Annotated in this window: 28 protein-coding genes, 2 tRNA genes and 1 pseudogene; 16 read left to right on the top strand and 15 right to left on the bottom strand. The window is 61.8% G+C overall.

Translation table 11 applies throughout. The annotated features are described in order from the left end of the window. Positions 1 to 3: 3 nt before the first annotated feature. From ABMY26_RS00660 to ABMY26_RS00640, 5 genes are all read right to left on the bottom strand, one after another. A complete protein-coding gene (locus ABMY26_RS00660) occupies positions 4 to 423 on the bottom strand; it encodes a hypothetical protein (RefSeq protein ID WP_372393808.1) in 420 nt (139 codons plus the stop codon). Next, entirely contained in the window at positions 420 to 1106 is a 687-nt protein-coding gene (locus ABMY26_RS00655) for an MT-A70 family methyltransferase (RefSeq protein ID WP_372393992.1), read from the bottom strand. The genes ABMY26_RS00660 and ABMY26_RS00655 overlap by 4 nt, the downstream gene beginning before the upstream one ends. A 96-nt stretch (positions 1107 to 1202) precedes the next feature. Further along, on the bottom strand, positions 1203 to 1766 hold the full coding sequence (locus ABMY26_RS00650; RefSeq protein WP_372393806.1) for a hypothetical protein: 564 nt from the start codon (positions 1764 to 1766) through the stop codon (positions 1203 to 1205). Beyond that, positions 1763 to 2935 (bottom strand): hypothetical protein, encoded by a 1173-nt coding sequence (locus ABMY26_RS00645; protein ID WP_372393804.1) that lies wholly within the window; start codon positions 2933 to 2935, stop codon positions 1763 to 1765. Before ABMY26_RS00645 ends, ABMY26_RS00650 begins: the two co-directional genes overlap by 4 nt. A gap of 43 nt (positions 2936 to 2978) precedes the next feature. Next, positions 2979 to 3476 (bottom strand): phage regulatory CII family protein, encoded by a 498-nt coding sequence (locus tag ABMY26_RS00640; RefSeq protein ID WP_372393802.1) that lies wholly within the window; start codon positions 3474 to 3476, stop codon positions 2979 to 2981. Between the two features lie 59 nt (positions 3477 to 3535). Between ABMY26_RS00640 and ABMY26_RS00635 the strand changes: the two genes are divergently transcribed. After that, a complete protein-coding gene (locus ABMY26_RS00635; protein WP_372393800.1) occupies positions 3536 to 3793 on the top strand; it encodes a hypothetical protein in 258 nt (85 codons plus the stop codon). 297 nt (positions 3794 to 4090) lie between these two features. Here the strand turns inward: ABMY26_RS00635 and ABMY26_RS00630 are convergent. Next, positions 4091 to 4327 (bottom strand): annotated as a pseudogene (locus ABMY26_RS00630) (YdaS family helix-turn-helix protein); the annotation flags it as partial. On the opposite strand from ABMY26_RS00630, the gene ABMY26_RS00625 reads away from it, so the two are divergent. Then, positions 4217 to 4777 (top strand): helix-turn-helix domain-containing protein, encoded by a 561-nt coding sequence (locus ABMY26_RS00625; RefSeq protein WP_372393798.1) that lies wholly within the window; start codon positions 4217 to 4219, stop codon positions 4775 to 4777. The pseudogene ABMY26_RS00630 and the gene ABMY26_RS00625 overlap by 111 nt on opposite strands. A 447-nt stretch (positions 4778 to 5224) precedes the next feature. Here ABMY26_RS00625 and ABMY26_RS00620 read toward each other — a convergent pair whose 3' ends face one another. The 6 genes from ABMY26_RS00620 to ABMY26_RS00595 form a co-directional block, all read right to left on the bottom strand. Beyond that, positions 5225 to 5698: a LuxR C-terminal-related transcriptional regulator gene (locus ABMY26_RS00620; RefSeq protein ID WP_372393796.1), complete on the bottom strand. Its 474-nt coding sequence runs from the start codon at positions 5696 to 5698 to the stop codon at positions 5225 to 5227. A gap of 154 nt (positions 5699 to 5852) precedes the next feature. Continuing rightward, positions 5853 to 6158, bottom strand: coding sequence for a LuxR C-terminal-related transcriptional regulator (locus ABMY26_RS00615; RefSeq protein WP_372393794.1), 306 nt, complete (start codon positions 6156 to 6158; stop codon positions 5853 to 5855). Continuing rightward, a complete protein-coding gene (locus ABMY26_RS00610; RefSeq protein WP_372393792.1) occupies positions 6158 to 6691 on the bottom strand; it encodes a hypothetical protein in 534 nt (177 codons plus the stop codon). Before ABMY26_RS00610 ends, ABMY26_RS00615 begins: the two co-directional genes overlap by 1 nt. 102 nt (positions 6692 to 6793) lie before the next feature. Next, complete coding sequence (locus ABMY26_RS00605) at positions 6794 to 7246, bottom strand: glycine-rich domain-containing protein-like (RefSeq protein WP_372393790.1); 453 nt, start codon at positions 7244 to 7246, stop codon at positions 6794 to 6796. 10 nt (positions 7247 to 7256) lie between these two features. Continuing rightward, entirely contained in the window at positions 7257 to 8324 is a 1068-nt protein-coding gene (locus ABMY26_RS00600; RefSeq protein ID WP_372393788.1) for a hypothetical protein, read from the bottom strand. Between the two features lie 181 nt (positions 8325 to 8505). Continuing rightward, a complete protein-coding gene (locus tag ABMY26_RS00595; RefSeq protein ID WP_372393786.1) occupies positions 8506 to 9390 on the bottom strand; it encodes a DMT family transporter in 885 nt (294 codons plus the stop codon). Between the two features lie 92 nt (positions 9391 to 9482). Here ABMY26_RS00595 and ABMY26_RS00590 point away from each other — a divergent pair, with 92 nt between their 5' ends. Further along, a complete protein-coding gene (locus ABMY26_RS00590; RefSeq protein ID WP_372393784.1) occupies positions 9483 to 9782 on the top strand; it encodes a ribbon-helix-helix domain-containing protein in 300 nt (99 codons plus the stop codon). A 130-nt stretch (positions 9783 to 9912) separates the two neighbouring features. On the opposite strand, the gene ABMY26_RS00585 is transcribed toward ABMY26_RS00590, so the two are convergent. Genes ABMY26_RS00585 through ABMY26_RS00575 form a run of 3 tightly spaced genes read right to left on the bottom strand, consistent with a single transcriptional unit; the run spans position 9913 to position 11460 of the window. Then, the gene (locus tag ABMY26_RS00585; protein WP_372393782.1) at positions 9913 to 10209 is read right to left on the bottom strand and encodes a hypothetical protein; all 297 of its coding nucleotides are present in this window, start codon (positions 10207 to 10209) and stop codon (positions 9913 to 9915) included. A gap of 39 nt (positions 10210 to 10248) precedes the next feature. Continuing rightward, positions 10249 to 10992, bottom strand: a complete 744-nt coding sequence (locus ABMY26_RS00580; protein WP_372393780.1) for a hypothetical protein — start codon at positions 10990 to 10992, stop codon at positions 10249 to 10251. 9 nt (positions 10993 to 11001) lie between these two features. Next, positions 11002 to 11460: a hypothetical protein gene (locus ABMY26_RS00575; protein ID WP_372393778.1), complete on the bottom strand. Its 459-nt coding sequence runs from the start codon at positions 11458 to 11460 to the stop codon at positions 11002 to 11004. A gap of 169 nt (positions 11461 to 11629) precedes the next feature. Between ABMY26_RS00575 and ABMY26_RS00570 the strand changes: the two genes are divergently transcribed. The 13 genes from ABMY26_RS00570 (at position 11630) to ABMY26_RS00510 (ending at position 19696) form a co-directional block, all read left to right on the top strand. Next, positions 11630 to 11881, top strand: coding sequence for a hypothetical protein (locus tag ABMY26_RS00570; protein ID WP_372393776.1), 252 nt, complete (start codon positions 11630 to 11632; stop codon positions 11879 to 11881). A gap of 16 nt (positions 11882 to 11897) precedes the next feature. Continuing rightward, positions 11898 to 12368: a hypothetical protein gene (locus tag ABMY26_RS00565; RefSeq protein WP_372393775.1), complete on the top strand. Its 471-nt coding sequence runs from the start codon at positions 11898 to 11900 to the stop codon at positions 12366 to 12368. Positions 12369 to 12810: 442 nt separating this feature from the next. Next, positions 12811 to 12886: transfer RNA gene (locus ABMY26_RS00560), tRNA-Ala, on the top strand. Between the two features lie 9 nt (positions 12887 to 12895). Further along, a tRNA-Pro gene (locus ABMY26_RS00555) sits at positions 12896 to 12973 on the top strand. A 67-nt stretch (positions 12974 to 13040) separates the two neighbouring features. Then, on the top strand, positions 13041 to 13487 hold the full coding sequence (locus ABMY26_RS00550) for a hypothetical protein (protein WP_372393773.1): 447 nt from the start codon (positions 13041 to 13043) through the stop codon (positions 13485 to 13487). Positions 13488 to 13807: 320 nt separating this feature from the next. Next, positions 13808 to 14224, top strand: a complete 417-nt coding sequence (locus ABMY26_RS00545; protein WP_372393771.1) for a ProQ/FINO family protein — start codon at positions 13808 to 13810, stop codon at positions 14222 to 14224. Between the two features lie 5 nt (positions 14225 to 14229). Continuing rightward, positions 14230 to 14532, top strand: a complete 303-nt coding sequence (locus tag ABMY26_RS00540) for a hypothetical protein (RefSeq protein ID WP_372393769.1) — start codon at positions 14230 to 14232, stop codon at positions 14530 to 14532. Positions 14533 to 14537: 5 nt separating this feature from the next. Continuing rightward, positions 14538 to 14918, top strand: a complete 381-nt coding sequence (locus tag ABMY26_RS00535) for a hypothetical protein (RefSeq protein ID WP_372393767.1) — start codon at positions 14538 to 14540, stop codon at positions 14916 to 14918. A 30-nt stretch (positions 14919 to 14948) separates the two neighbouring features. Next, complete coding sequence (locus ABMY26_RS00530) at positions 14949 to 15482, top strand: helix-turn-helix domain-containing protein (protein ID WP_372393765.1); 534 nt, start codon at positions 14949 to 14951, stop codon at positions 15480 to 15482. Between the two features lie 5 nt (positions 15483 to 15487). Continuing rightward, positions 15488 to 15673: a hypothetical protein gene (locus ABMY26_RS00525; protein WP_372393762.1), complete on the top strand. Its 186-nt coding sequence runs from the start codon at positions 15488 to 15490 to the stop codon at positions 15671 to 15673. After that, complete coding sequence (locus tag ABMY26_RS00520; RefSeq protein ID WP_372393760.1) at positions 15670 to 16554, top strand: PD-(D/E)XK nuclease-like domain-containing protein; 885 nt, start codon at positions 15670 to 15672, stop codon at positions 16552 to 16554. Before ABMY26_RS00525 ends, ABMY26_RS00520 begins: the two co-directional genes overlap by 4 nt. 76 nt (positions 16555 to 16630) lie before the next feature. Further along, positions 16631 to 17773, top strand: coding sequence for a recombinase RecT (locus ABMY26_RS00515; RefSeq protein WP_372393758.1), 1143 nt, complete (start codon positions 16631 to 16633; stop codon positions 17771 to 17773). Positions 17774 to 17968: 195 nt separating this feature from the next. Then, complete coding sequence (locus tag ABMY26_RS00510; protein ID WP_372393755.1) at positions 17969 to 19696, top strand: hypothetical protein; 1728 nt, start codon at positions 17969 to 17971, stop codon at positions 19694 to 19696. Positions 19697 to 19796: the final 100 nt, after the last annotated feature.

Here is a 19796-nt window from a genome sequence, read left to right as displayed (position 1 = left end):
GGTTCAGCAGATCCCCCAGTTGGCATTGAGGGAGACGACGCGCACCGGCTTGCCAGCGGTCTCGCGCGCCAGCACCATGCTCTGCTCCAGGACCAGGACGAGCGCGCGCACTTCCGGGAGAGCGGCATAGCGGCCGAGCTGTTCGACCACGTCGGCTTTCGATGGCCGGCCCTTCTTGAACTCGATGGCGATGCCGGGATTGGAGATCCAGAAGTCGAGCCGGCACCGCGGCGCGATCCGGAACTCGTGCTCGGCTGCAAAGCCCTTCTGCCGGAGAAGATCAGCTGCGCGCCGGTGGATCTCGACCTCCGACAGGCCGACCTGGGTCAGCCGGAGAACGCGCAGAGCCGATACGACTCCGTCCAGGGAGGCACGCAAGCCGTCAGCGCAGGGCGGCAGGGACGACATGGGGGCGGCAGTCATGCTGCACCTCCAGCGGTATCGGTGACCGTCGAGTTGAAGGCATAGGTGTCCCAGGTCGGCACATAGCTGTCGTCGGCCTGGTTGCCCCACACCGTCCAATTCGGACGGGCGCCGCGGGCGAACAGCTCCAGATAGGGGCCGGGGCTGCACGCCTCGATCAGGTCGTATTGCTCGTCGGGCTTGCGGCTATGTTCCCGCTTCCGGGTGCCGAGATAGTTGACCTGGGTGCGGCCGGCATCGAGCGTCCGGGCCTTCTTGCCGCGGACGCCGAACAGCAGCAGCTCGGTCACGTTGCGGAAATAGAAGCCGACGCCGCGCCCGTCCGACCCGCCGTCCTTGCGCAGCTTGTGCCAGACGAGGTTGGTCTTATATTCGAATCCCCAGCTGCGCATGACCTGCAAGCCTTCCGGCAGCAGTGCGTTCGGAACCCACAGATAGAGGTGCGCAGGGGGTGCGGCGATATCCGCGACCGGCAAGGCGCAGATCGCCTCCACCGTCATGGTGCCGTAGCGGGACAGGCGGCGATGTTCCGGCGCCACCTTGCCGGTGCGGTTGACGAAGCGCCAGGGCGGGTCCGCCATCACCGTGGCGAAGCGCCGGCCAGCGGCGGCAGCCAGCAGGTCACCCGCCGGGTCGGCAGGGACCGCGGTTGCCGAAGGGATTTCTGCTTCTGGAAGGAGCATATCCGGCATCTCAGGCGACCTTCCGGACGGCCCACAGGATCGCACCTGCAACGGCGTCGAGATGCAGGACATAGGCGACGATGGCGGCGGTCATCATCATAACTGCTCCTTGTGCTTGAGGGACCGAACGGCGCATTCCAGGACCGCTGCCGCGTCGGCCGCGTTAGGGTCGGGAGGTGTCCAGCCACGGAGAATGCAGGCGTCGACCATGTCGGACTTTTCGGCGCGGCCGTTGCCGGCGAACTGCTTCTTCACGGTCCCGTTGTGGATTTCGAAGCAGGGGATACCCTGATCGGCGCAACGCATCTCAAGGACAGCCGCTTTCCCGACCAGCCTCCGCACCGCCTCGATGCCCTCCCCTTTCCCTTTCTTCCCACCCTTGTGCGCGGCGATCGCGGCTTCATAGGCCACCGCCCGCGGTTTCAGCCGGTCCAGCAGGTCGCAGACAACGTTCTCGAAGCCGAGGAAATAGGGGCCATGCGGCGTGCTCGGCGGCGCGATCACGATGGTGTCCAGTTCGATTGCGGGGCGCGGCGGTGTCCGGCCCGGAACGAACAGGCCCGGCGGCCAGCGGTCGATGGCCGGGCGGTCTGCCGTCGCCCAACCAAGATGCCGACCGAGGTCGAAGGTGAGGATTCCGCCGCCGGCCACCGACTTCACTCCGCGAAGACGTCGGCGGCCGTCATCGGCCGGGACATCGCTGCCATCGGGAAGGCGTCGTCTTCGTCGTCGGGCGGATCGAGCATCTCGTCGGCATCCGCGGACGCCTCGACGAGATCGTCGCCATCATCATGGGCTTCATCATCGTGATGGTCAGCGCCCTCCTGGTCTCCGGCGTCCTCCACCCCCGGTCCGTTCCCGCCGACGCCATCGAACAGCGCGTCGTCAGCTTCGTCGAAGCCGCTCAGCCAGAGATCCGCTTCCGCGGTTCCTTCGGCGTACCGGCATTTCGCCCGCGTCTCGCCGGCATGGCAGGCGGCAACGCCCTCGGCCTTGATCTCCTCCATCTGCTCCGGCGTCATGACAGGCGCTGCCGCCACATCCTTGGCCTTCTGCTGCTCGTCCTGTTCCGCGGCCCAGCCGAGCTGGAGCACCCGGGCTTTGACCGGATCGTCGGCATCGGCATGGTCGCCCGGCGACTTGCCTGAACGGAACAGGCTGCCGCCGTCTTTAAACAGGCTGGTGAAGATGTCCTGCGACATGCCTTCGGGGATATCGTAGCCGCCGATCGAAGTGGCGGGGGCCACCGGCTGCGCGCCGCCTTCCGATGCGGCCTTGATCGCCGCGTCCATCCCGTCCCATCCGGCCTCGAAGGTCTTGATGGACTCCGCGCCGGTCAGCAGGCAGTCGCTGCGCTTCCGGCCCTCGCGACGAGCTTCGACGCCCTTGTTCCAGGCACCGATCAGCCGCTTCTTGCCTTCCATGTCGGCGGGGTGCGGAACAGGCGGGATGTCGTCGACGCTGGGACCGTTGTTGATCACGCCGACGGCGTCGGCCACGTCGTCGGCGGACGGCATCGCCTCCTGGCCGTCGAAGATCGACCGCTGCGGGTCCTTGTCCAGGTTGAGGACCGTGACGTAGTGGACGAAGTGCTTCCAGAAGGCGAGGCGCTTCGCCGGCTCTTCCTTCGCCATCACAACGGCCAGCTTCAGGGCCTTTGTATGGAGCCCCTTCTTCTCCGCCGCTTTGTACTCACCGGCATGCCCCATCTGGGCATCCGAGAGAACTTGCTTCTTCTCCCGGATGTTGCCGACCGTCTCCACCACGAGATCTGCGGATATGCGGTCCGGCGGAATTGCCGATGGCTTCAGGTTCAGTTTCGCGGCCACGGTCGGCCTCCTTCACTGTTTTGGAACAGGGCGTTGGGGTGGATCAGGCGGTTGCTGCCTGGGTGCGGATCGACACGACGCCGATGTGCGGCGGTTCGGCCGCATCTCGGATGACGCGGGCATGCTCCATGACGTCGTTGGCAGCTGCGGCGATCCGCCGGCGTTCCGCCTGATCGACATGGTCGTCGGCCAGAGCGTCGTCGATTTCCTTGGCCAGCCGGCCGGACTCGATGTTGAGCTGGCGGAGCGATCGGCCGAAATCCGTAACGGGCGCTTCGGCGCCGCCGAGCTGAGCCACGACGCTGGCGATGATCTCCTGGAAGAGCGGCTGGAAGCGCGGCGGCCGCCCCTTCCGGATCAGCGCGGCGTCGAGAGCGGCGGCATCGTCCAGGTCGAGCGCGGTACCGTTCAGCGGGTTCGAGATCCGGCGGAAGGTTCCGATCTTCAGTCCCGTTGCGGTCTCGATTTCCTGCGGGGACAGCTCGTTGACCACCTGCAATAGAGCGTGTTCGATCGAGCCCGGAGTGCGTTGCAACGTCATAGAAAATCACCCATTCGATTGGATTTGATGGAGTGCGGTTGCCCTGCCACCGTCAGTTCATGACCGCTCAGCTTCCGCTTCCGTCCGCCGGCACCGGTCCGGCTCCCGACGCTCCCCCGTCCTCTCCACTGGCGCGCATCGACTGCGCTGCCGCCGCGGCTGTCCGGGCGCTCGCCGTGTTCGCCCGCGCCGTCGCGGCGGGCGGTGGGAACGCTTGTGACGATGTCGACCGGGTCTGGCTGATCGGCACCGAACTCGGCGCCATTGCGCAGCGAGCTGCGGATCGGTCGGAAGGAGAGGATGGCAATGCACGGTGACACGGCCATTGAGATGCCGACCTCACCAGCAGTCTGGGCAACACCGGTCACGACGGTGCTACCTCTGGAGAGGTGCGCACGGTCTACCTCTGCACCGTCACAGCCTATCCCAGAGGATGGTATGGTGATGGCAATGGCATGCTGGGGTAAATGTGCCCAACTTGCGCTAAGCTTGCTTTCGGTTGGCTTCCAGCTTCTCATCTCGTCCTCCTCCGTTCAGGCGCCTTCCGGCGCGCGTGCTTTGGGGGAGTGGGGATGTTTGGCTTCTCCCTTACTCAGTGGTTCATTAGTTTTATTCTTGATCTTCTTTGGCTGGATAAAGACATCTGGCCGCAGGTCGCGGCGGCTCACCCCACTCAAGCACTCGATTGCCAGTGTGAATTCTGCTGGTGCCTTTTTCGACTTATTGACCCAATGCCAGACATGCCCCTGCTGGACCCTCAATCCGAAGGTCTCATGAAGGAGCCGTGCGAGGGCGCTTTGGCCTCCCACGGCGTCGATAGCGGTTCTGAGGGCTGCAAGTTTGGGCTCCATAGCATGGAGATTACTAGTTTGCTTGTTACCGCGTCAACAAGTAATCTTGTCAATCAGCCCAACAAGGGAACTGGTAACATCCTGCCCATGACGACCATGGGCCAGAGAGTTCTCAACCGCCGCAAACTGCTCGGGATGTCCCAGGAGCAGTTGGCTGAGTTTTGTAAGGTCAGCCAGCAGGCGATTGACCAATTAGAAGGGGATCTGGTGCGCCGCCCCCGCTACATGGACGATCTTGCTATTGCCCTCAAAACCACAAAAAACTGGATCAAGACCGGAATCGGAAACCCGGATCTTGTTGAAGATCCATTTACTCCTGAGGAACGTCGGGATGCCGAATTCCTTCGGACCGCAGATCCTGAAGGTTGGGAGATGGTTCGACAGCTACTTCGCCGCGAAGCGCGGCTCGCTCGCGAGCGCCTTGAGCAACAATCTGCAGAAAAGCCCTAAAACGTAGACGCCCTTCTAACGAAAGGTTAATCAAGTCGTTTATTTCATTCTCTGTTAACAGGAACTCACTCTTTCGATCACCCACCTCAACTCCCCCCAAGCTAGTGCGCCTGCCATTTTGCCGAACCATCATCATCATCTGAATGAGAACATACAAAGAACATCTCTGCAACCAGCTGGTTCACGCCTTATCGGCGCAATTCACATCTCTTGAACAGTTAAGAGCAGCTGGCAGATCAGGTTGCAAACGTTGCGGTTAACGGCATTTGACGCTGATGAGGGGAAATGCTGACTGGTCATATTAGCTCCTTAGCGACATATCTCGGTATGCGGGGCTTCGTTCCCGCTGGCGGTCGAGCTGATCGCGTCTGGAGCGCGAGATGTGATGGGTAACGGGCTGGCCTTTGTCCAGAAGGTCAGCCCGCCGCTGTTTTGGAATTCAGTAGGCTATTCTCTTTCAACTCCAGCCGGAATACTAATCCGACCACTGACGGCCATAGCCGCTGCCTCCCACATTCGTCCAAGCTCAATGGAACTCGTGCAGCCAAGCTTGTCCATAATCCGCGCATGATGGAGCCCGACCGTCTTGGCACTGATGCCGAGGTCGAGTGCCACCGCCTTGGTGGTCCTCCCTGCGGTGAGGGCGTTTAAGACCTCGGCCTCTCTGATTGTCAGATTTCTGAGCCGCCGGAGAGCGTCCCGGCCGCGCTCAATGGCGCCTTCACTGCCGACCCGCAACATCAAAGTGATGGGATGCGAATTCTGTGCAGCGATAGCATCGAATCGTTCTGCGACACTGGCGTCCATCTGCCGAAACGCATAAGTCAATGCGGGTTCCTCCTGACCCGGCAGTTCCGGTTCCAATAACTGCTCGGGCTTGCAACTACCGCCTATCGAGGTATGTTCAGTTCTGGTCTTCATGGAGTTTCCAGGCTTTATGGGATCGCGTTGCGATCTGGTTTTGTTTTCCGGATCCGACAGAGCGCCCGACGGGTTCCAGCCGTCGGGCGTTTGTCTTTTCAGGGCCATGCCATATTGCATGCGTCATGCTGGTCAGTTACCGTCCAGCCCTCCTTTATTTGCTGTTCCAGACCGCAGCTTCCCATGCGCGCCCTAGTTCGAAGAGGCCGGAGCATCCCAGCTTCTCCATGATGCGGGCACGATGGCATTCTACGGTCTTGAAGCTGATGCCAAGATCGAGGCCGATGGTCTTGGAGCTCTTGCCGGCGACCAGGCGCACCAGCACGTCGACTTCCCGCGCCGACAGATGGGTCAGGCGAGCAACCGTATCCCGGCCACGGGAATGTGACGAACCGACGTCCGCCTTCAGCGCCGCACCGACTGGGCCGGCTAGCGACGAAGCCACGTCGATGCAGGACATCAGCATCGCCTCACCGCCATGGACGCCAGAGACCGGACGGCGGCGACATAGGCGGCCTCCAGCGTCGGTTGGGGCGTTGACTGCAAGCGGCACCGCGTGGCGTCGGCGCAGTGGGCCACGAAGGCATAGGCGGCGCCATGGTCCGCGTCGCGTAGGATGTCGGCCTGAATGCCTGTGATGGGCGACGCCGGACGGCCGGGCGGCTCGCCAACTACCCGCCCGCGAGCTGCCCGGACCAGCTGCTCGATGGCGTTTTCGATGGTCAGGCCGTTCAGGCCGGCGGTGATGGAGTCGCCGCAGCGTTGTTCGAGCAAGGTCGCTCGCGTCTCGCACCGCTCGGCGTCCTCCAGCAGCATGGAGATGCGGCCGGCCGAGGCGTGGTCGACCATTTCCAGCGCGTCGCTACGATCATCGGCCGCCCGCTGCCGAAGCTGATCGACGGACAAATGATCGATATAAGGCAGGGTGGTGTCGGGAACACTCCCCCTCTTGCGCCTGCAGAATACTGAGGTACGCTCGTGGTTGATCATCATGCCTCCGCGGCTATGTGTGATCGGTTCGATTCGGTCAGAGGTTGCCCGATCGAACGGCGGCGCCCGCCTGGGCCAACAGGCGGGCGCATGCCGTACGCAGGCTTACGCGGCCTTGACCGTGAGCGGATCCTCCGGGTCCCAAGGTTGGCTGGGAGCGCGGAAGCACTCGGCCCCTGCCATCTCATCGTTGGCGGCATAGGCGTCGACAGGCATCTGGTGCCCGTATGGTACAAGCTGGCGCGTCAGGTCGTAGGCATCCTGAAACGGTCCCGTGCGGTAGACTCCGGGGTCATGGTCCATGATGTGCCCGGCGACGGCGATGCAGTCGCGCGCATATTTGGCAGGACGCAGCATGTGCGCGTGCCATGCCAGATCGCACAGATGTGTGGGGACCAAGGGCTTCTCCGGATAGGCCGCGCAGGCTGCGAAGAATTCCCGGTACTGAGCAACTGAACGTCGGGCCCGCTCTTCGGCTACGCCTCGCTCGATCATATCGGAGACCAGTATTTCGAAGTCCAAATCGGCTGTTGCCGCCATCTTTTCAGATATGCTCAAATCATTTCTCCTATCGCCTTCCGCAATTCCGGGCAACGCCGGCAATAGACGAAAGCACTGCAGCAAAACGCGAAAGGCGCGCTTGGGTGCTCCCGCCAATAACGCTGTCAAGACGACTTATGCCGCCTTTGAGCTGTGTTCGTATTGTCTCTTTTGATTTATCGAGTCGCTGAGCGGCTTCTTCCGGAGAGAGACCGGAAGCCACCAGGGCGGCGGCCTCGGATTGAGCCTCAGTCAGTCCAAAATCCCTATACAGCACATTAGCCAAATCTTCGGGACCAAGCGCTACGGGAGCCACCACAAGAACGGCGCTCCCAGCCAGCGCCCCCAGCCCTTGTGATATTGACAGAATGTGCGGGTCGCCGCACCCGCGACGGACGCACATCGTTACGCTTCGGCGGCCCGGCCAGCCGAGCGCTGCAGAGGCAACGGCCTTACCCAAGTGCTGAGAATCGACGCAGTCGGCCGCGCGCAACCGCCCGCCATCATCGATCACGAAGCCATCGCCGCAAGATAACAGGGCCGAGAAAGCCGCGTTCTCATAGCGGATGCGTCCCTCCGGCCCAACGACCGCAATCGCTAGATCGATGCTGTCCAGTACCGCGGCGCGCTGTGCCATTTCCTCGCGCCGGCGAAGTGCCTCCAACAGGCCGAATGCAGGAACCTCATCATCGAAGAAGCTGCTGAGGCCAATATGCTTTGGCTCTGCCCTGATCTGGATGCTCCATCCGCTGTGATGCATCCAGTGCAGACACATCAGCTGAACTGGAAATGTCCGGATGAACTCCATTCGCTCAATCCGACGACGCACTTTGGTGCGCGCAAGCTTATCAGCAGGGGACTCTTGAAGTGTTGCGCCAGCCGCGACCTCATGCTTCAACGAGGTGAGAAGAATGTCGTCAAACGTCAGTGGTCCACTGAAGTCGCAGAAGGAATACACATTCCTCAGGTGGTCGCTTGCGAATTTCAATCTATCAGAGCAATCAAATACAGCTGCGCTAGAGCCAATACGGACGGCGAGAGCAGCCATTTCCGCCAAAGCGGGTGGTGTATCGGCGGGTAAATCCAGTGCGAGCATAGCGATACCCATATAGGGGAATATCTGAGCAGCATACCTACCGGATATCGCGCTATCATCACCCAAATGGGTCAACTTCCGCAATCAGCGCGTATTTTGTACCGGAGCCATACCCCGGTATATCTGCGTGATCGTGTCAGGCAACAATCCGCCATAATACACCCATTCCGCGTACCGACGGTTAGAAACGTAACCTTTTTTGAGTCGCGACTCGGACCCGACTTGGATGTGCTTCCGTCATCCAAGTGACATAGGCTGCGGCCGAGATGATGATGGCAGCCCCCACAACCGCGTTGATACCAGGTACCTCGCCGAACAGCAGATAGCCGGCGGCCAGCGCCACCGGCACGTCTACCAGGGTGACAGGCATCAGCACGGCCGGACTGGCGTGCTTGTAGCCGCGGACAGTCGACCATTGCGCACAGGCCGACAGCAGGGCGATGACCACCAGCCATGGCAGATCGCCGGCCGGCGGCTCCACCATGACGGTCGACGCCGGCACCGCCACGATGGCGCTGACCAGGATGGCGGCGACCGCGACCACGACGGAGGCGGGGTTCGTCTTGGCAAGCCGTCGCATGGCGATCTGGCTCCCGGCCCCGGCGAAGGCGGCGACCACCAGAGAGGCGACAGACCAATCCCAATGGGGGGTGCCGATCGACATCAGGCGGGGCCAGAGCGCCACCAGGGCGCCGACGATGCCGATGCCGGCGGCCACCCACACCCGACGGCCCGCGCCCTCGCCCAGGAACACGCGCTGCATCGGGATGACCAGCAGGACGCGCGTGTACATGAAGGCCGTCACCAGGGCGACCGGGAGGGCTGGCGAACTGTAGGCATGCACCAGAGCCATCAGGGAGACGGAGCCCACCGCAGCCCGGATCAGGTGTCCCTTGGGGTCCTGGATCTGGCGCAGATGCAGGAAGGCCCGCCATGCCACCACAGCCAGGATGATCCCGCCGGCCGACCGGAACAGGGCCATCTCCAGCGCGGGCAGCTTCGTGCTCAGATGCTTGATGAGGATATTTGCCGCCATAAAGCTGATTGCAGACAGAAGCGTCCACATAGCCCCTTTAGTCACATTACTCACAAAAAATAACCCCTTAGTTGAATTTCTGTGAAACTGTTCACATACAGATGCACATTAAATTCGCTTAAATGACTTTCTTCTGCAAGTATGGGGGTACGCAGGTGAGAAAGACGGTATATGTCGGCGAGAGACGCTCAACCATGAACCTTGAGCCGGAGATGTGGGAAGCTCTGGATGACATCTGCGTCAGGGAGACGCTGACGCTGAATAGGATCCTTACGCTGTTGGCCAGCCGCCGACCGAGAAACCTGACGGGTGCGGTGCGCGTGTTCATCGTCAGCTATCTGCGCGGCGCGGCTCAGGAAGGTGTTTTGGCGGTCCACCAACAGAAGAGCCATGCCGTACCGGCCGACCGGTTGGCTGCCTGAGATCAGCGAAGCCGTGTCCAGTTTGAGGGCGGGAGCCGACATACAGGATCGGCCCCCGAACTTTTCCCGCCACAACTATGAAAAAACCCGCCGGCGGGTGCGGGCGGGCTGCTGTCGGGGAGGCTGGCAGTTATCCGGCGTGCCGTAGAAGCGCTACAGCGAGGCCAGCGACTGCAACGATCCCAGCGTTGATAGCGAGCATGGTTCCGGCGATCTGCCATAGGGTCGGCATATGGGCGATCTTGCCTTTCAGTTCGGCAAGATCGCCCGTCATTCGGGAAAGGGCCGGCTCTCCCCATTTTTTCGATAAACCTAATCTTGATGTGCCCGACGCCACCGTGGCTTCCCACTCGTCATCGGTAAGCAGAACGGCGCCCACCCGCCTGATCGACTGTAGGCGCTGCATGTCGAGACTGTGCAGCGCCATTCCATGCGAGCAGAAACCATCGCTATTTACAAAGAATCCTTATTTTCCAATAATAGATGTTCCTATGGTGACGCCGTCATAGCTTACGCCATTACCGTAAATACGGACTATATCGTATACATCATTAGAGCTTTTAACTGTGGCATACATTCTAGTAGATAATATTGCGCACTCATTCTTATTGATCAGAGAATCGTACATATTGCGATCACCGTCAGAAAGTGCCTTTAGGAACGATGTTATTCCATCAACATTATTGCAAAATATCGATTTTTCCTTTAAAAGGGCTGGACCATATTTAGCAGGGATGATGCCTTTGTATTGAGACTTGTAGCTTGACAGCGAAGCTCCGCCCTTCCTGAATATATCACTTGCCGCATCTATTTTCTGCGTGATCAGATTTGTATCTTGATCAACGCACCCGTATTCTGCGCTGAGCATGGTACCAAGTAGCTCCGCTTGATCTGCTTCGTATTGTGACATACCAAGCTTAAAGCCTGCAGCCCTCAATGATCTTATAGATTTATCGTATTCTTCAATATATTTATTATTTTCACGGCACCATTTAAGTCTTGAAAGTGATAATCTAGTGTAAACGATCGAATCATATGTAAGATCCTGAGCCCCATTCAGTGAATTTGTATTGACGGAAGTTTGGGCACCTTTCGACGTCTGGCAACTCACTAGGCCAAATGCCAGTATGACAACCATTAAAATACGCATCTCAACTCCTGTATATGAATTATTATATTCAAAATGGTGCATAAGGTCTTGAGTATCCAAATTGACGATTCAATAATCACGCTCCCTCCTGATCAACATCGCCTTTGCGACGAAGAACCCGCCGATGAGGCACCCGAAGATCAACAGCGTCCCTACGCCGTCCGGCATTCTGCTGCTTCCGGCTATGGCAAATCCTATGAACCCTGAAACGAATGTCAGCAGGGTCACGCCAATCCAGGCACCCGGCCCCGACCCTTCCACCCGCTGCCTCTCGACCTGCTGAGTGACGACCTGACCACCCACCCTCAACTGCTGACAGGCGGCGTCGATCTCCTGATCGAAAACCATAAGCAGCTTGGTCATCTCCTCCGGCGTCACGGATGCATGCGCGGCCTCAAACTGATCGCGGAGATCAAGGCGGTAAAGCGGAAGGCGATTCTCCGCCGCTGCCGCCAACATCTGTTGAGCCTTGCCCGCTACGAAGGCACGAACTGAGGCACGATCGACCTTAACAGTCGCTTCTGACATCGCAATCCCTCCAGATGAATACCGGAGCATGCGCATCTTGGCGGATGTGCAACTGGATTATGCCAGCCCACGAAATTTCGAGGACAACAAGTTTGCTTGTTGACAGCCGTCCACTAGTTTGCTTGTATATCTCCACGTTCACTCACCTTGTGCCCCATGAGCCGACGTCATGCACCTCCACCTCCTCAAACTGTCCTACTTGCAATGCGTCTGCGACCAAGCCCTCGAACGCGCCCGCCAGACGGCGCACCAGATCGCGACCGGGACTTGCACGGAACCGCCCCCCGCCCTGACCTTTCACGACCAGCGGCTCGCCCATCTGTTCGGTGGCGTCGGCCCGGACGAGATCGAGGCAGACGCTGGCCGATCCCCGTTCCTGCCTTCCCTGGGCGGTTCCGACACCATCCTGCTGCCCGCCTGACCACCGGAGAGCTCATATGCGTGACTGCATCACTGTGAATATCGGCGCCGCCACCCTCATTGCGGAACCCGTGCGCGGGCGCCTTGCTGAGGTCGCCCTATTCGTAGAAGACGGCGACGGTGCGCCGGTCGGGCAGCGCAAGCTGGGCGTCATCTCTGCGGATGCGGTCACGGTGATCGAGGCCGCCAAAGGCGAGTTCTTCGCCGATCCGGCGGATGCCGACGTCTGGTTGGAGGCGAAGGTGGCGGAACTGAATAACTCCATGGTTCAGGGCGACAACAACGCAGCTCCAATCAAGGTGGGGAGCTGCACCAGCTCCCAATGGGAAGATTTCTGGATGGAATCTTTGGGGAAGCTTACTTCAAAAACTGCTTCCTCAGAGTGTCCTGAAGCGCACCAAGCAAAATGTCCGCTGAATTCCAAATTTCTGGATCATGCGGGCTTACTGCCCTCATCTTATCAAGACCGTGCTGCGCAACATCTATAATCTGAATGGTGTTCCCAACATCAATTTTCTTTTCCTTGGCCATAACCAAAATGATATGTGAAAGCAATGTCCATGCTGCAAGTCCAGCGCCCTCGTTATTTACTTTCAACATGCGTTATCTCCTATGGGTTGATTGATAGGCAGGCACGCTCTCTCGTCAGTATACCACCCATCTGAAATCCGCATACCCTACGAACTTCTACTCGGCCCGTTACCCGCGCCACGCCGGCAGGGTCGGGCTTGAGCCAGTGAGGGGGCCGGCAGCGCTTTCCCCAAGCGCGACATCCCCGGTCATGCCGGCCCGCTCTCAAACCACAACCATTCGAAGAAAGGGGTCTCGTCGGGACGGATTTGCGAAGCGTGCCGGTGCTCAGGGCTGGGCACCGGCCAATTCCAGGCTGGTAGACGGTGCAAACCCGTCGCTGGCCTTGAAGCAGTAGAGGGGGCCTTAGCTCAGTTGGGAGAGCGCCTGCTGTGCAAGCAGGAGGTCGCCGGTTCGATCCCGGCAGGTTCCACCAAACCACACTCGGGGCGTAGCGCAGCCAGGTTAGCGCGGCAGTTTTGGGTACTGCAGGCCGTGGGTTCAAATCCCACCGCCCCGACCATTGTCGACTTCCCCCACCTCACATCGGCAGGAATCAAGCCATGACCGGCACAAGATCCTTCATCAAAATGATCATTTCCTCCCTGGGCGCCAAGCTCGCCGGCGGCGAATGCGATTGTCCGAACTGCCGCAAGACCGAATACCGCTCCGTCCTGCTGACGGGCGACGCCGCAAAGGCCATCACCGACTTCGAAACGGTCTTCAAGGCCAACACCGAGAAGATCGACGCGTTGCAGGCAGAGATCGAAGCGACCAGCCAGTCGATGTGGGAGACCGTCCAGGCGGCCACAGGCACCCAGGACATCGACGGCCTGAAGATCGACGACACCCACGCCAGCGCCGGCTTCATCTTCCTGCGCGCGCCGGTAACCGCGCCGACCGATGGCGACGAAAACGGCAGCCAACCGACCGAAGGGTCGGGCGCCAGCACCGACGCAGAAACCATCGCCGACCACGATTTCGAGGAAGGCAGCCAGCCCGAGCAGCCGCCCATCATCATCCCCGCCGCCGCCTGATTAGCCTTCGGTGGCTGGAACGCCCCCCTTCCCAGCCGCCGATTGCTGCCCTGCATCGGAGTCATCTCCCGCCGGTGCATGGCGGCATACGAGGTGCCGGAGCATCCCTATCCCCAGGGACGCCGGCAAGCAGCTCCGGCACCTCTCTTTCTTATCCGACCCGCCCTTCGTGTTGCCGCGTGGAGGGCGGTCAGGCGCCCGGATTTGAGCCGGATCCGCAGCGCCGGAACCGCCGGGGTTCCCATCACCCCGGCGGCTTTCCAGAAGGTCTGGTCCAGTCCGGACCCTCCGGAAAGCCAAATCAGGAAGGTGCATCCGTCATGTCGAAGCACGCCCCCGCCCAGGTCCGGAGCGACCGCTACGCTCTCGCAAAGGCCTTCCCGAACGCCTTCGAGCCGCCGCGGTCCGGCCGGCCGAAGCAGCCCTTGAAGATCGGCATCTTCCAAGACCTGGCGGCGCGTGGCGTCGCTGATAAGGATGGCAGACCTCTGTCCCGCACTCGGATCGGTCGCGCCTTCGGCGATTACGTCCGCGGCTACCGCTATCACCTCTCCGGGTCCGCTGGCGGACAGCGCATCGACCTCGACGGGAACCCGGTCGGCGAAGTGACCGAGAAGGAAAGGAGCTGGCATGCCGGCATCGTCGCCAAGATGGACCGAGACCGCGAGCGCGGTCAGGCGCTGAAGGCCGAGCGCCGGCGGGTGAAGGCCTCCAGCATCCTGCAAGCCGCGGAGTGACCGCCGTGGCGCCCCAGGCAACCGGTATCCGCTTTCAATTCTACGGCCAGTATGTGGATCGACGCGGCGACCTGCTGACTTGGTCGGACTACTGCGAAACGCCGGCCGAGGCGATGTGGATGCTGACGAGGTTCGCAGGAAATCTCAGCGCGCATCACGAGGTCGATCCGGAATGGACACAGGTGCTGTTCGACGACGGCACGATCTTCTCCCGCGCCGAATACGAGCAGCGGAGGGGCTCCGCCCAGTCCAACCCGCCAGCCGGAGAAACCGCCCTGGCAATCATCCCGAGCCTCGCCGCGGAGTGACCGCAATGCTGCCCCAGACCACGCACATCCACCGCGCGACCTTCGTCAACAGTGCCGGCGGCTGCATCATCGAGCGCGCCGAAGTCGCTATCCACTTCAGCTACACCCATGCGGATGGCCCGGCATCGGTCGGGTCCAGCAGCAGCATGACGCTCGTCGACCTCTTGAAGGTCGAGATCCTGTGCGGTCCAGGTACCTCCTCCCGGACCACCCGCCGGGCTCCGCCTCACATCCTCTCGTGGGCGGAGCACTACTGCCAGGACTTCGCTGCCGATCTGTGCCGTGAAGCCCGGGCGGAACTCGCCGACGAGATGGACTTCACGCCCACCGTGTTGGCGCCGACCCGACAGGCAGCCGGCACCAACCCCACGCGATACGCCGCCTGATCCTCTCCCTCCCCTACTCAGGACACCCCGATGAACTCCATGCCCCGTTCCGTGATCCCGTCGCGCTCGACGTCGACGTCGTCGCGAGAGGCGCCCGCCACCCGCCGAGCGGGACGCCCCAAGACCGGGAAGCCGAACCCGATCGACGAGCATGTCGGCCGCCGCGTCCGCATTCGCCGCACGCTGCTCGGCATGAGCCAGGAGAAGCTGGGCGAGGCCATCGGCCTGACCTTCCAGCAGGTGCAGAAGTACGAGCGCGGCGCCAACCGCATCGGCGCATCGCGCTTGTTCGACCTGAGCCGCGTCCTCGACGTGCCGGTGTCCTTCTTCTTCGACGACATGCCGGAAGAAGTCGCCGACGCTCGTGTCGACGATGACGATGTCGGTGCGTTGGAAGATAGCTCGAGCTGCGGCTTCCAGCCGGATCCGATGGCCAAGCGCGAGACGCTGGAGCTGGTCCGCGCCTACTACAAGATCGGCGACCCGACGGTGCGTAAGCGGCTGTTCGAACTGACCAAGGCGATGGGCAAGATCGACGCCGAAGCCGCCGGCTCCGAGGCCTGACCGACATGGCCGGCCCACTGATCCGATACGCCTTTCATGCTGCTGGTCTCGTGCTCACCATAGCCGTGTGCCTCTTCATCGGCGGCGCGTCAGCCTGTGGGCTCATCTACGCAGCAACGAATCTGTCGATCGATCACGCGACCAAGGGGTTTCCCTTCATCGCTGCCGTCGATGCCGGAGGCGCACCATGAACGCCCTGACGCCGATCCCGACTCCAGAGCCGGACCACTCCAGCGCGATGGACATTCTGCCACCCTCGCCGCCGGTTCCGGTTCCCAAACCAGGTCTCTACGACCGGATCCCTGAGGACCAGTATCACGCCAGTCCAGGGGTATCGGTCAGCCGGCTGAAGATCTTTGCGAAGGCGCCGGCCAAGGCACGGTACGGGCAGAACAAGGAGACGGATTCGCTTCGTTTCGGATCTCTCATCCATACCGCCGTCCTGGAACCCGCCGAGCTCGACCTGCGCTACATGGTGACCGACCTGGAGCGCTTCGACCCGCGCACGGGCGATTTCAAAGAAGAAATCCTGAAGGCCAAGGGCCGCGAGTTGGTCAAGCGCGCGGAATACGAGGAGGCGCTTCGGATCCAGGACGCGGTCCATGCCCACCCTTCAGCTGGCGCACTTCTGCGGGGAGACCTCCGGGTCGAACAGTCGTTCTACTGGATCGATCCCGAAACCGGGCTTCTGTGCCGTGGCCGCGCTGATAGCCTTCGCATGGAGCTCCACGCCATCGTCGATTTGAAATCAGCCGCCGATGCCAGCCCCGATCCACGCGGTTTCGCCAAAAGCTGCGGCGAATACAAGTACCACTGGCAGGATGCCTACTATCGCGAAGGCATCGAGGCCGTCACTGGCTGGCAGCCGGAGGCCTTCGTGTTCATCGCCGTCGAAAAGGAACGGCCCTACCTGGTGGCCACCTATGAACTGGAGCCGGCCGCCATTGAGCGGGGCCGCGAAGATGTTCACGAGCAGCTTCGTCTCTACGCCAAGTGCCTGAAGGACGACTACTGGCCCGGCTACTCCGGCGAAATCGAGCCTCTCGCCATGCCGTCCTGGGCCTACGCCTGAACCATCCCTTCCGCCGTCCCTTATGAGCCGCGCACCGGCGCGAGGGCGTCCGCATTTCCAACGGAGATCTCTCCCCATGGCCTCCCCATCCGCCGTCGGAATGTCCTCGACACCGACCAAGTCCATCCAAGAACTGCGTGCCGCCGGGAAGGAGGTTGCTCGCAAAGCCGGCGGCAACACCGTCAAGGAGTTCTTCCACGCCAACAAGGCGACGCTCACGGCCCTGTTGCCGGAGCATATGAAGCGCAACCCGGACCGCATGGTGACGCTGGCACTGAACTGCCTGCGAACCACGCCGAAGCTTCTGGACTGCACGCTGGACTCGCTGTTCCGCGCCATCATCGTCTGCTCCCAATTCGGCCTGGAGCCGAACACACCGCAGGGTCACATCTACCTGATCCCGTTCGAGAACAAGCGGAAGAAGACCATCGAGGTCCAGATTGTCATCGGTTACAAGGGCCTGATCGACCTCGCCCGCCGTTCCGGTGAGATCGAAACCATCACAGCCCGCGTCGCCTACAAGGGCGACGAATTCTCGGTCGAGTATGGGGTCGAAGACAAGATCCGCCACCTCCCGCTGCTCGAAGGCGAGCCCGGCCCTGTGCTGGGCGTCTACGCCGTCGCGAAGATGAAGGGCGGCGGTTACCAGTTCGAATGGATGTCCGTCGCCCAGGTCAACAGGATCCGGGACGAATCCCAGGGCTACAAAACGGCGAAGCGTTACAACAACGACAACACGCCGTGGATTTCGAACTGGGAGGAGATGGCGAAAAAGACCGTCATCCGCCGCCTCTGCAAGTACCTCCCGATGTCCATCGAAATGGCCAACGTCCTGGCCCTTGATACCCGCGCCGAAGCCGGGAAGACCCAAGTCGAGCTGGTGGAGGGCGAGTTCCAGGTGCTCGCAGAAGATGCGCCTGATGATGGCGATAACCAAAGCGACGGCGACGGCGACGGCGACGGCGAGCAGACCAACGAAGGTTCCGGCCCGGTCACCCAGCAGATCACGCAAGGGGCGGAAGTGCCCATGGCGACCGTTTCAAACGACACCAAACCGAAGGCGTCGGCAGAGCGGCAGCAGTCCGCCCCGCGTCAGCCTACCAGGCAAAGCGCACCGCCGCCGCCCGCTGATCCGGTCGCGGACGAGGACACGATGCTCGATCCGCCGGTCGACGAGGACCAGCAGTCCGACGGCTCCGCCAACCTCTTCGACGAGTAACGCCCGATGACCAAGCACATTGCCTCTATCAGGAACTTCCAGATCATCGACCGGGCTGACGTCGTTTTCGGCGCCGGCATTACCCTGATCGCCGCCGAGAACAGCAACGGCAAATCCTCTATCGCCAAAGCCATCGCCGGCGCCGCGGCGGCCGAGCCGAAGCACGGACTGACCGCCGCAGGACTGAAGACCCTGGTGCGCGACGGCGCCAAAGCCGCTTCCGTCACCATTGCCGGCCCGACGGCCGGCGACACGCTGACGGTCAACTACCCCAAGGCTGAGATGGCGATGACGGGCGCCCCGCTGCATCTGAGCCGCATCGCATGCGGCTTCGACAGCATCGTCGATCTTTCGTCCAAGGACCGGGCCGTCAAGCTGGTCGAGTTGCTGAAGACCGTCCCCGCGCGGGAAGACCTCGCTGCCACCCTGTTGGACTTCGGCTTCAAGGACGAGCCACCGGCGCCGAAGATCGATGCAGCCCTTGCAAAGGCTGGGAAGACGTTCGACCCGGCGCTGTCGCTCATGAACCACGCCAAGGCGATGACGGAAGCTGGGACCAGCCTGAACGTCGTCGACTGGCTGTGGCGCCAGATCGAGCATCGCGGTTGGGATGAAACCGCCAAGAAGCTTGAGAAGGAACGGGCGGAACTGAGGGGCAGCTGGGCGGAAGTCGCGGGCGAAGCGTTCGGCGACAAAAAGGTCCAGGACTGGACCCCGCAGGGCTGGACGCCGGATCTCGCCGAAGCGTCGGCCGAAGGGATGAAGGCGGTTCTGGAATCGGCACGCGCTACGCTGGAGGCCGCCGTCGGACAGGCTGCGGTCGACCAGAGCGTTCTGTCCGATCTTCGGGCCGACGCCGGCAAGCTGGCCGACCTGAAGGCCGCGGAAGAAGCGGCTCGCGAGAAGAAGCTCGACGCCGAGGTCGCCGTCGTCAACGCGGAAGCCGCACTCAAGCCGGCCCAGCGTGCTTTCGACGAACTTCCGCCGGTCAAGCAGGCGAAGGGCCTGGAGTGCCCACACTGCAATGGTCAGGTCCACTACCATTGCGGCACCGATGGAGAACGGCTCGACAAAGCGGAAGCCATTTCGGACGACGTGCTGCGCAAGCGGCGCTTGGATCGGGCCGATACCGAAGGGAAGCTGTCGAACGCAAAGGACACCCTGAATCTCGCCAAGGCGGCGTTCAACACCGCCCTTCGCGCCTTCGATGATGCGCAGCGCGCCGTGGCACAGGCGGAAGCGGCCAAGAAGCGGCTGGCCGAGATGGAAACTTCCACCGACGGCAAGGCTGCCACCGCCGACCAAGTCGACGGAGCACGTCAAGCGGTGACCGCCGCCGAGGCCCGCCTTGACCTCCACCAGCGCAAGGCCCGCGCCGATACTCTCGCCCGGCGGATCGCCGGCATGACCAACATCATCGGCCTGCTGGGTTCGGACGGCTGCCGCAAGGCGAAGCTGGCGAAGGTGCTCGACATCTTCAACGACCAGCGGCTGCGCGGTCTCTGCGACGCCGCCGGCTGGGCACCGGTGCGCATCGAGAACGACGTCGCCCTGACGGTGACCTACGGCCAGCGGCCCTATGCTGCGCTGAGCGGCCACGGCCCGCAGATCTCCAGCGACCAGTTCCGGACGCGGGTGATTCTGCAGATCGCGTTCGCCGTGCTGGCTGGTGATCCGCTGGTGATCATCGATGCGGCCGACATCCTCGATCAGAAGGGGCGCAACGGCCTTTTCACGATGCTCAAGGAGGTCGGCATGGCGGCCATCGTCTGCATGACCTTCTCGATGAAGGCGCTGAAGGACCGGAAGATCCCAGACTTGGAGGCGGCGAAGCTCGGCCAGAGCTACTGGGTCGCCGACGGTGTTGCCAAGCCCCTGGCGGAAGCGATCACCGCCGCGCCGCCGGCCAAGAAGGCGGCGTGAAGATGGCAATCCCCGTTGTCTTGTATGTGACACCTGATGGCGAAGCCAGCCCCCATCACCCAAGGGTCGGCCCAGAGCCATCTACCGCAGCCTGGGCGGT

The sequence above is a fragment of the Azospirillum sp. HJ39 genome (assembly GCF_041507355.1).
GTDB lineage: Bacteria > Pseudomonadota > Alphaproteobacteria > Azospirillales > Azospirillaceae > Azospirillum > Azospirillum thiophilum.
Note: the sequence above shows the minus strand (reverse complement) of the source record. Positions and strands in the feature narration are given on the sequence as shown.

Coding starts and splice junctions, on each gene's coding strand:
- ABMY26_RS00655 (WP_372393992.1), bottom strand. CDS start 1,106: ATGCTCCTTCCAGAAGCAGAAATCCCTTCGGCAACCGCGGTCCCTGCC.
- ABMY26_RS00615 (WP_372393794.1), bottom strand. CDS start 6,158: ATGTCCTGCATCGACGTGGCTTCGTCGCTAGCCGGCCCAGTCGGTGCG.
- ABMY26_RS00550 (WP_372393773.1), top strand. CDS start 13,041: ATGATCATTTCCTCCCTGGGCGCCAAGCTCGCCGGCGGCGAATGCGAT.
- ABMY26_RS00575 (WP_372393778.1), bottom strand. CDS start 11,460: ATGTCAGAAGCGACTGTTAAGGTCGATCGTGCCTCAGTTCGTGCCTTC.
- ABMY26_RS00570 (WP_372393776.1), top strand. CDS start 11,630: ATGCACCTCCACCTCCTCAAACTGTCCTACTTGCAATGCGTCTGCGAC.
- ABMY26_RS00620 (WP_372393796.1), bottom strand. CDS start 5,698: ATGAAGACCAGAACTGAACATACCTCGATAGGCGGTAGTTGCAAGCCC.
- ABMY26_RS00545 (WP_372393771.1), top strand. CDS start 13,808: ATGTCGAAGCACGCCCCCGCCCAGGTCCGGAGCGACCGCTACGCTCTC.
- ABMY26_RS00585 (WP_372393782.1), bottom strand. CDS start 10,209: ATGGCGCTGCACAGTCTCGACATGCAGCGCCTACAGTCGATCAGGCGG.
- ABMY26_RS00565 (WP_372393775.1), top strand. CDS start 11,898: ATGCGTGACTGCATCACTGTGAATATCGGCGCCGCCACCCTCATTGCG.
- ABMY26_RS00640 (WP_372393802.1), bottom strand. CDS start 3,476: ATGACGTTGCAACGCACTCCGGGCTCGATCGAACACGCTCTATTGCAG.
- ABMY26_RS00530 (WP_372393765.1), top strand. CDS start 14,949: ATGAACTCCATGCCCCGTTCCGTGATCCCGTCGCGCTCGACGTCGACG.
- ABMY26_RS00515 (WP_372393758.1), top strand. CDS start 16,631: ATGGCCTCCCCATCCGCCGTCGGAATGTCCTCGACACCGACCAAGTCC.
- ABMY26_RS00525 (WP_372393762.1), top strand. CDS start 15,488: ATGGCCGGCCCACTGATCCGATACGCCTTTCATGCTGCTGGTCTCGTG.
- ABMY26_RS00610 (WP_372393792.1), bottom strand. CDS start 6,691: ATGATGATCAACCACGAGCGTACCTCAGTATTCTGCAGGCGCAAGAGG.
- ABMY26_RS00535 (WP_372393767.1), top strand. CDS start 14,538: ATGCTGCCCCAGACCACGCACATCCACCGCGCGACCTTCGTCAACAGT.
- ABMY26_RS00635 (WP_372393800.1), top strand. CDS start 3,536: ATGACCGCTCAGCTTCCGCTTCCGTCCGCCGGCACCGGTCCGGCTCCC.
- ABMY26_RS00600 (WP_372393788.1), bottom strand. CDS start 8,324: ATGCTCGCACTGGATTTACCCGCCGATACACCACCCGCTTTGGCGGAA.
- ABMY26_RS00625 (WP_372393798.1), top strand. CDS start 4,217: ATGCCCCTGCTGGACCCTCAATCCGAAGGTCTCATGAAGGAGCCGTGC.
- ABMY26_RS00660 (WP_372393808.1), bottom strand. CDS start 423: ATGACTGCCGCCCCCATGTCGTCCCTGCCGCCCTGCGCTGACGGCTTG.
- ABMY26_RS00590 (WP_372393784.1), top strand. CDS start 9,483: ATGACTTTCTTCTGCAAGTATGGGGGTACGCAGGTGAGAAAGACGGTA.
- ABMY26_RS00520 (WP_372393760.1), top strand. CDS start 15,670: ATGAACGCCCTGACGCCGATCCCGACTCCAGAGCCGGACCACTCCAGC.
- ABMY26_RS00595 (WP_372393786.1), bottom strand. CDS start 9,390: ATGTGGACGCTTCTGTCTGCAATCAGCTTTATGGCGGCAAATATCCTC.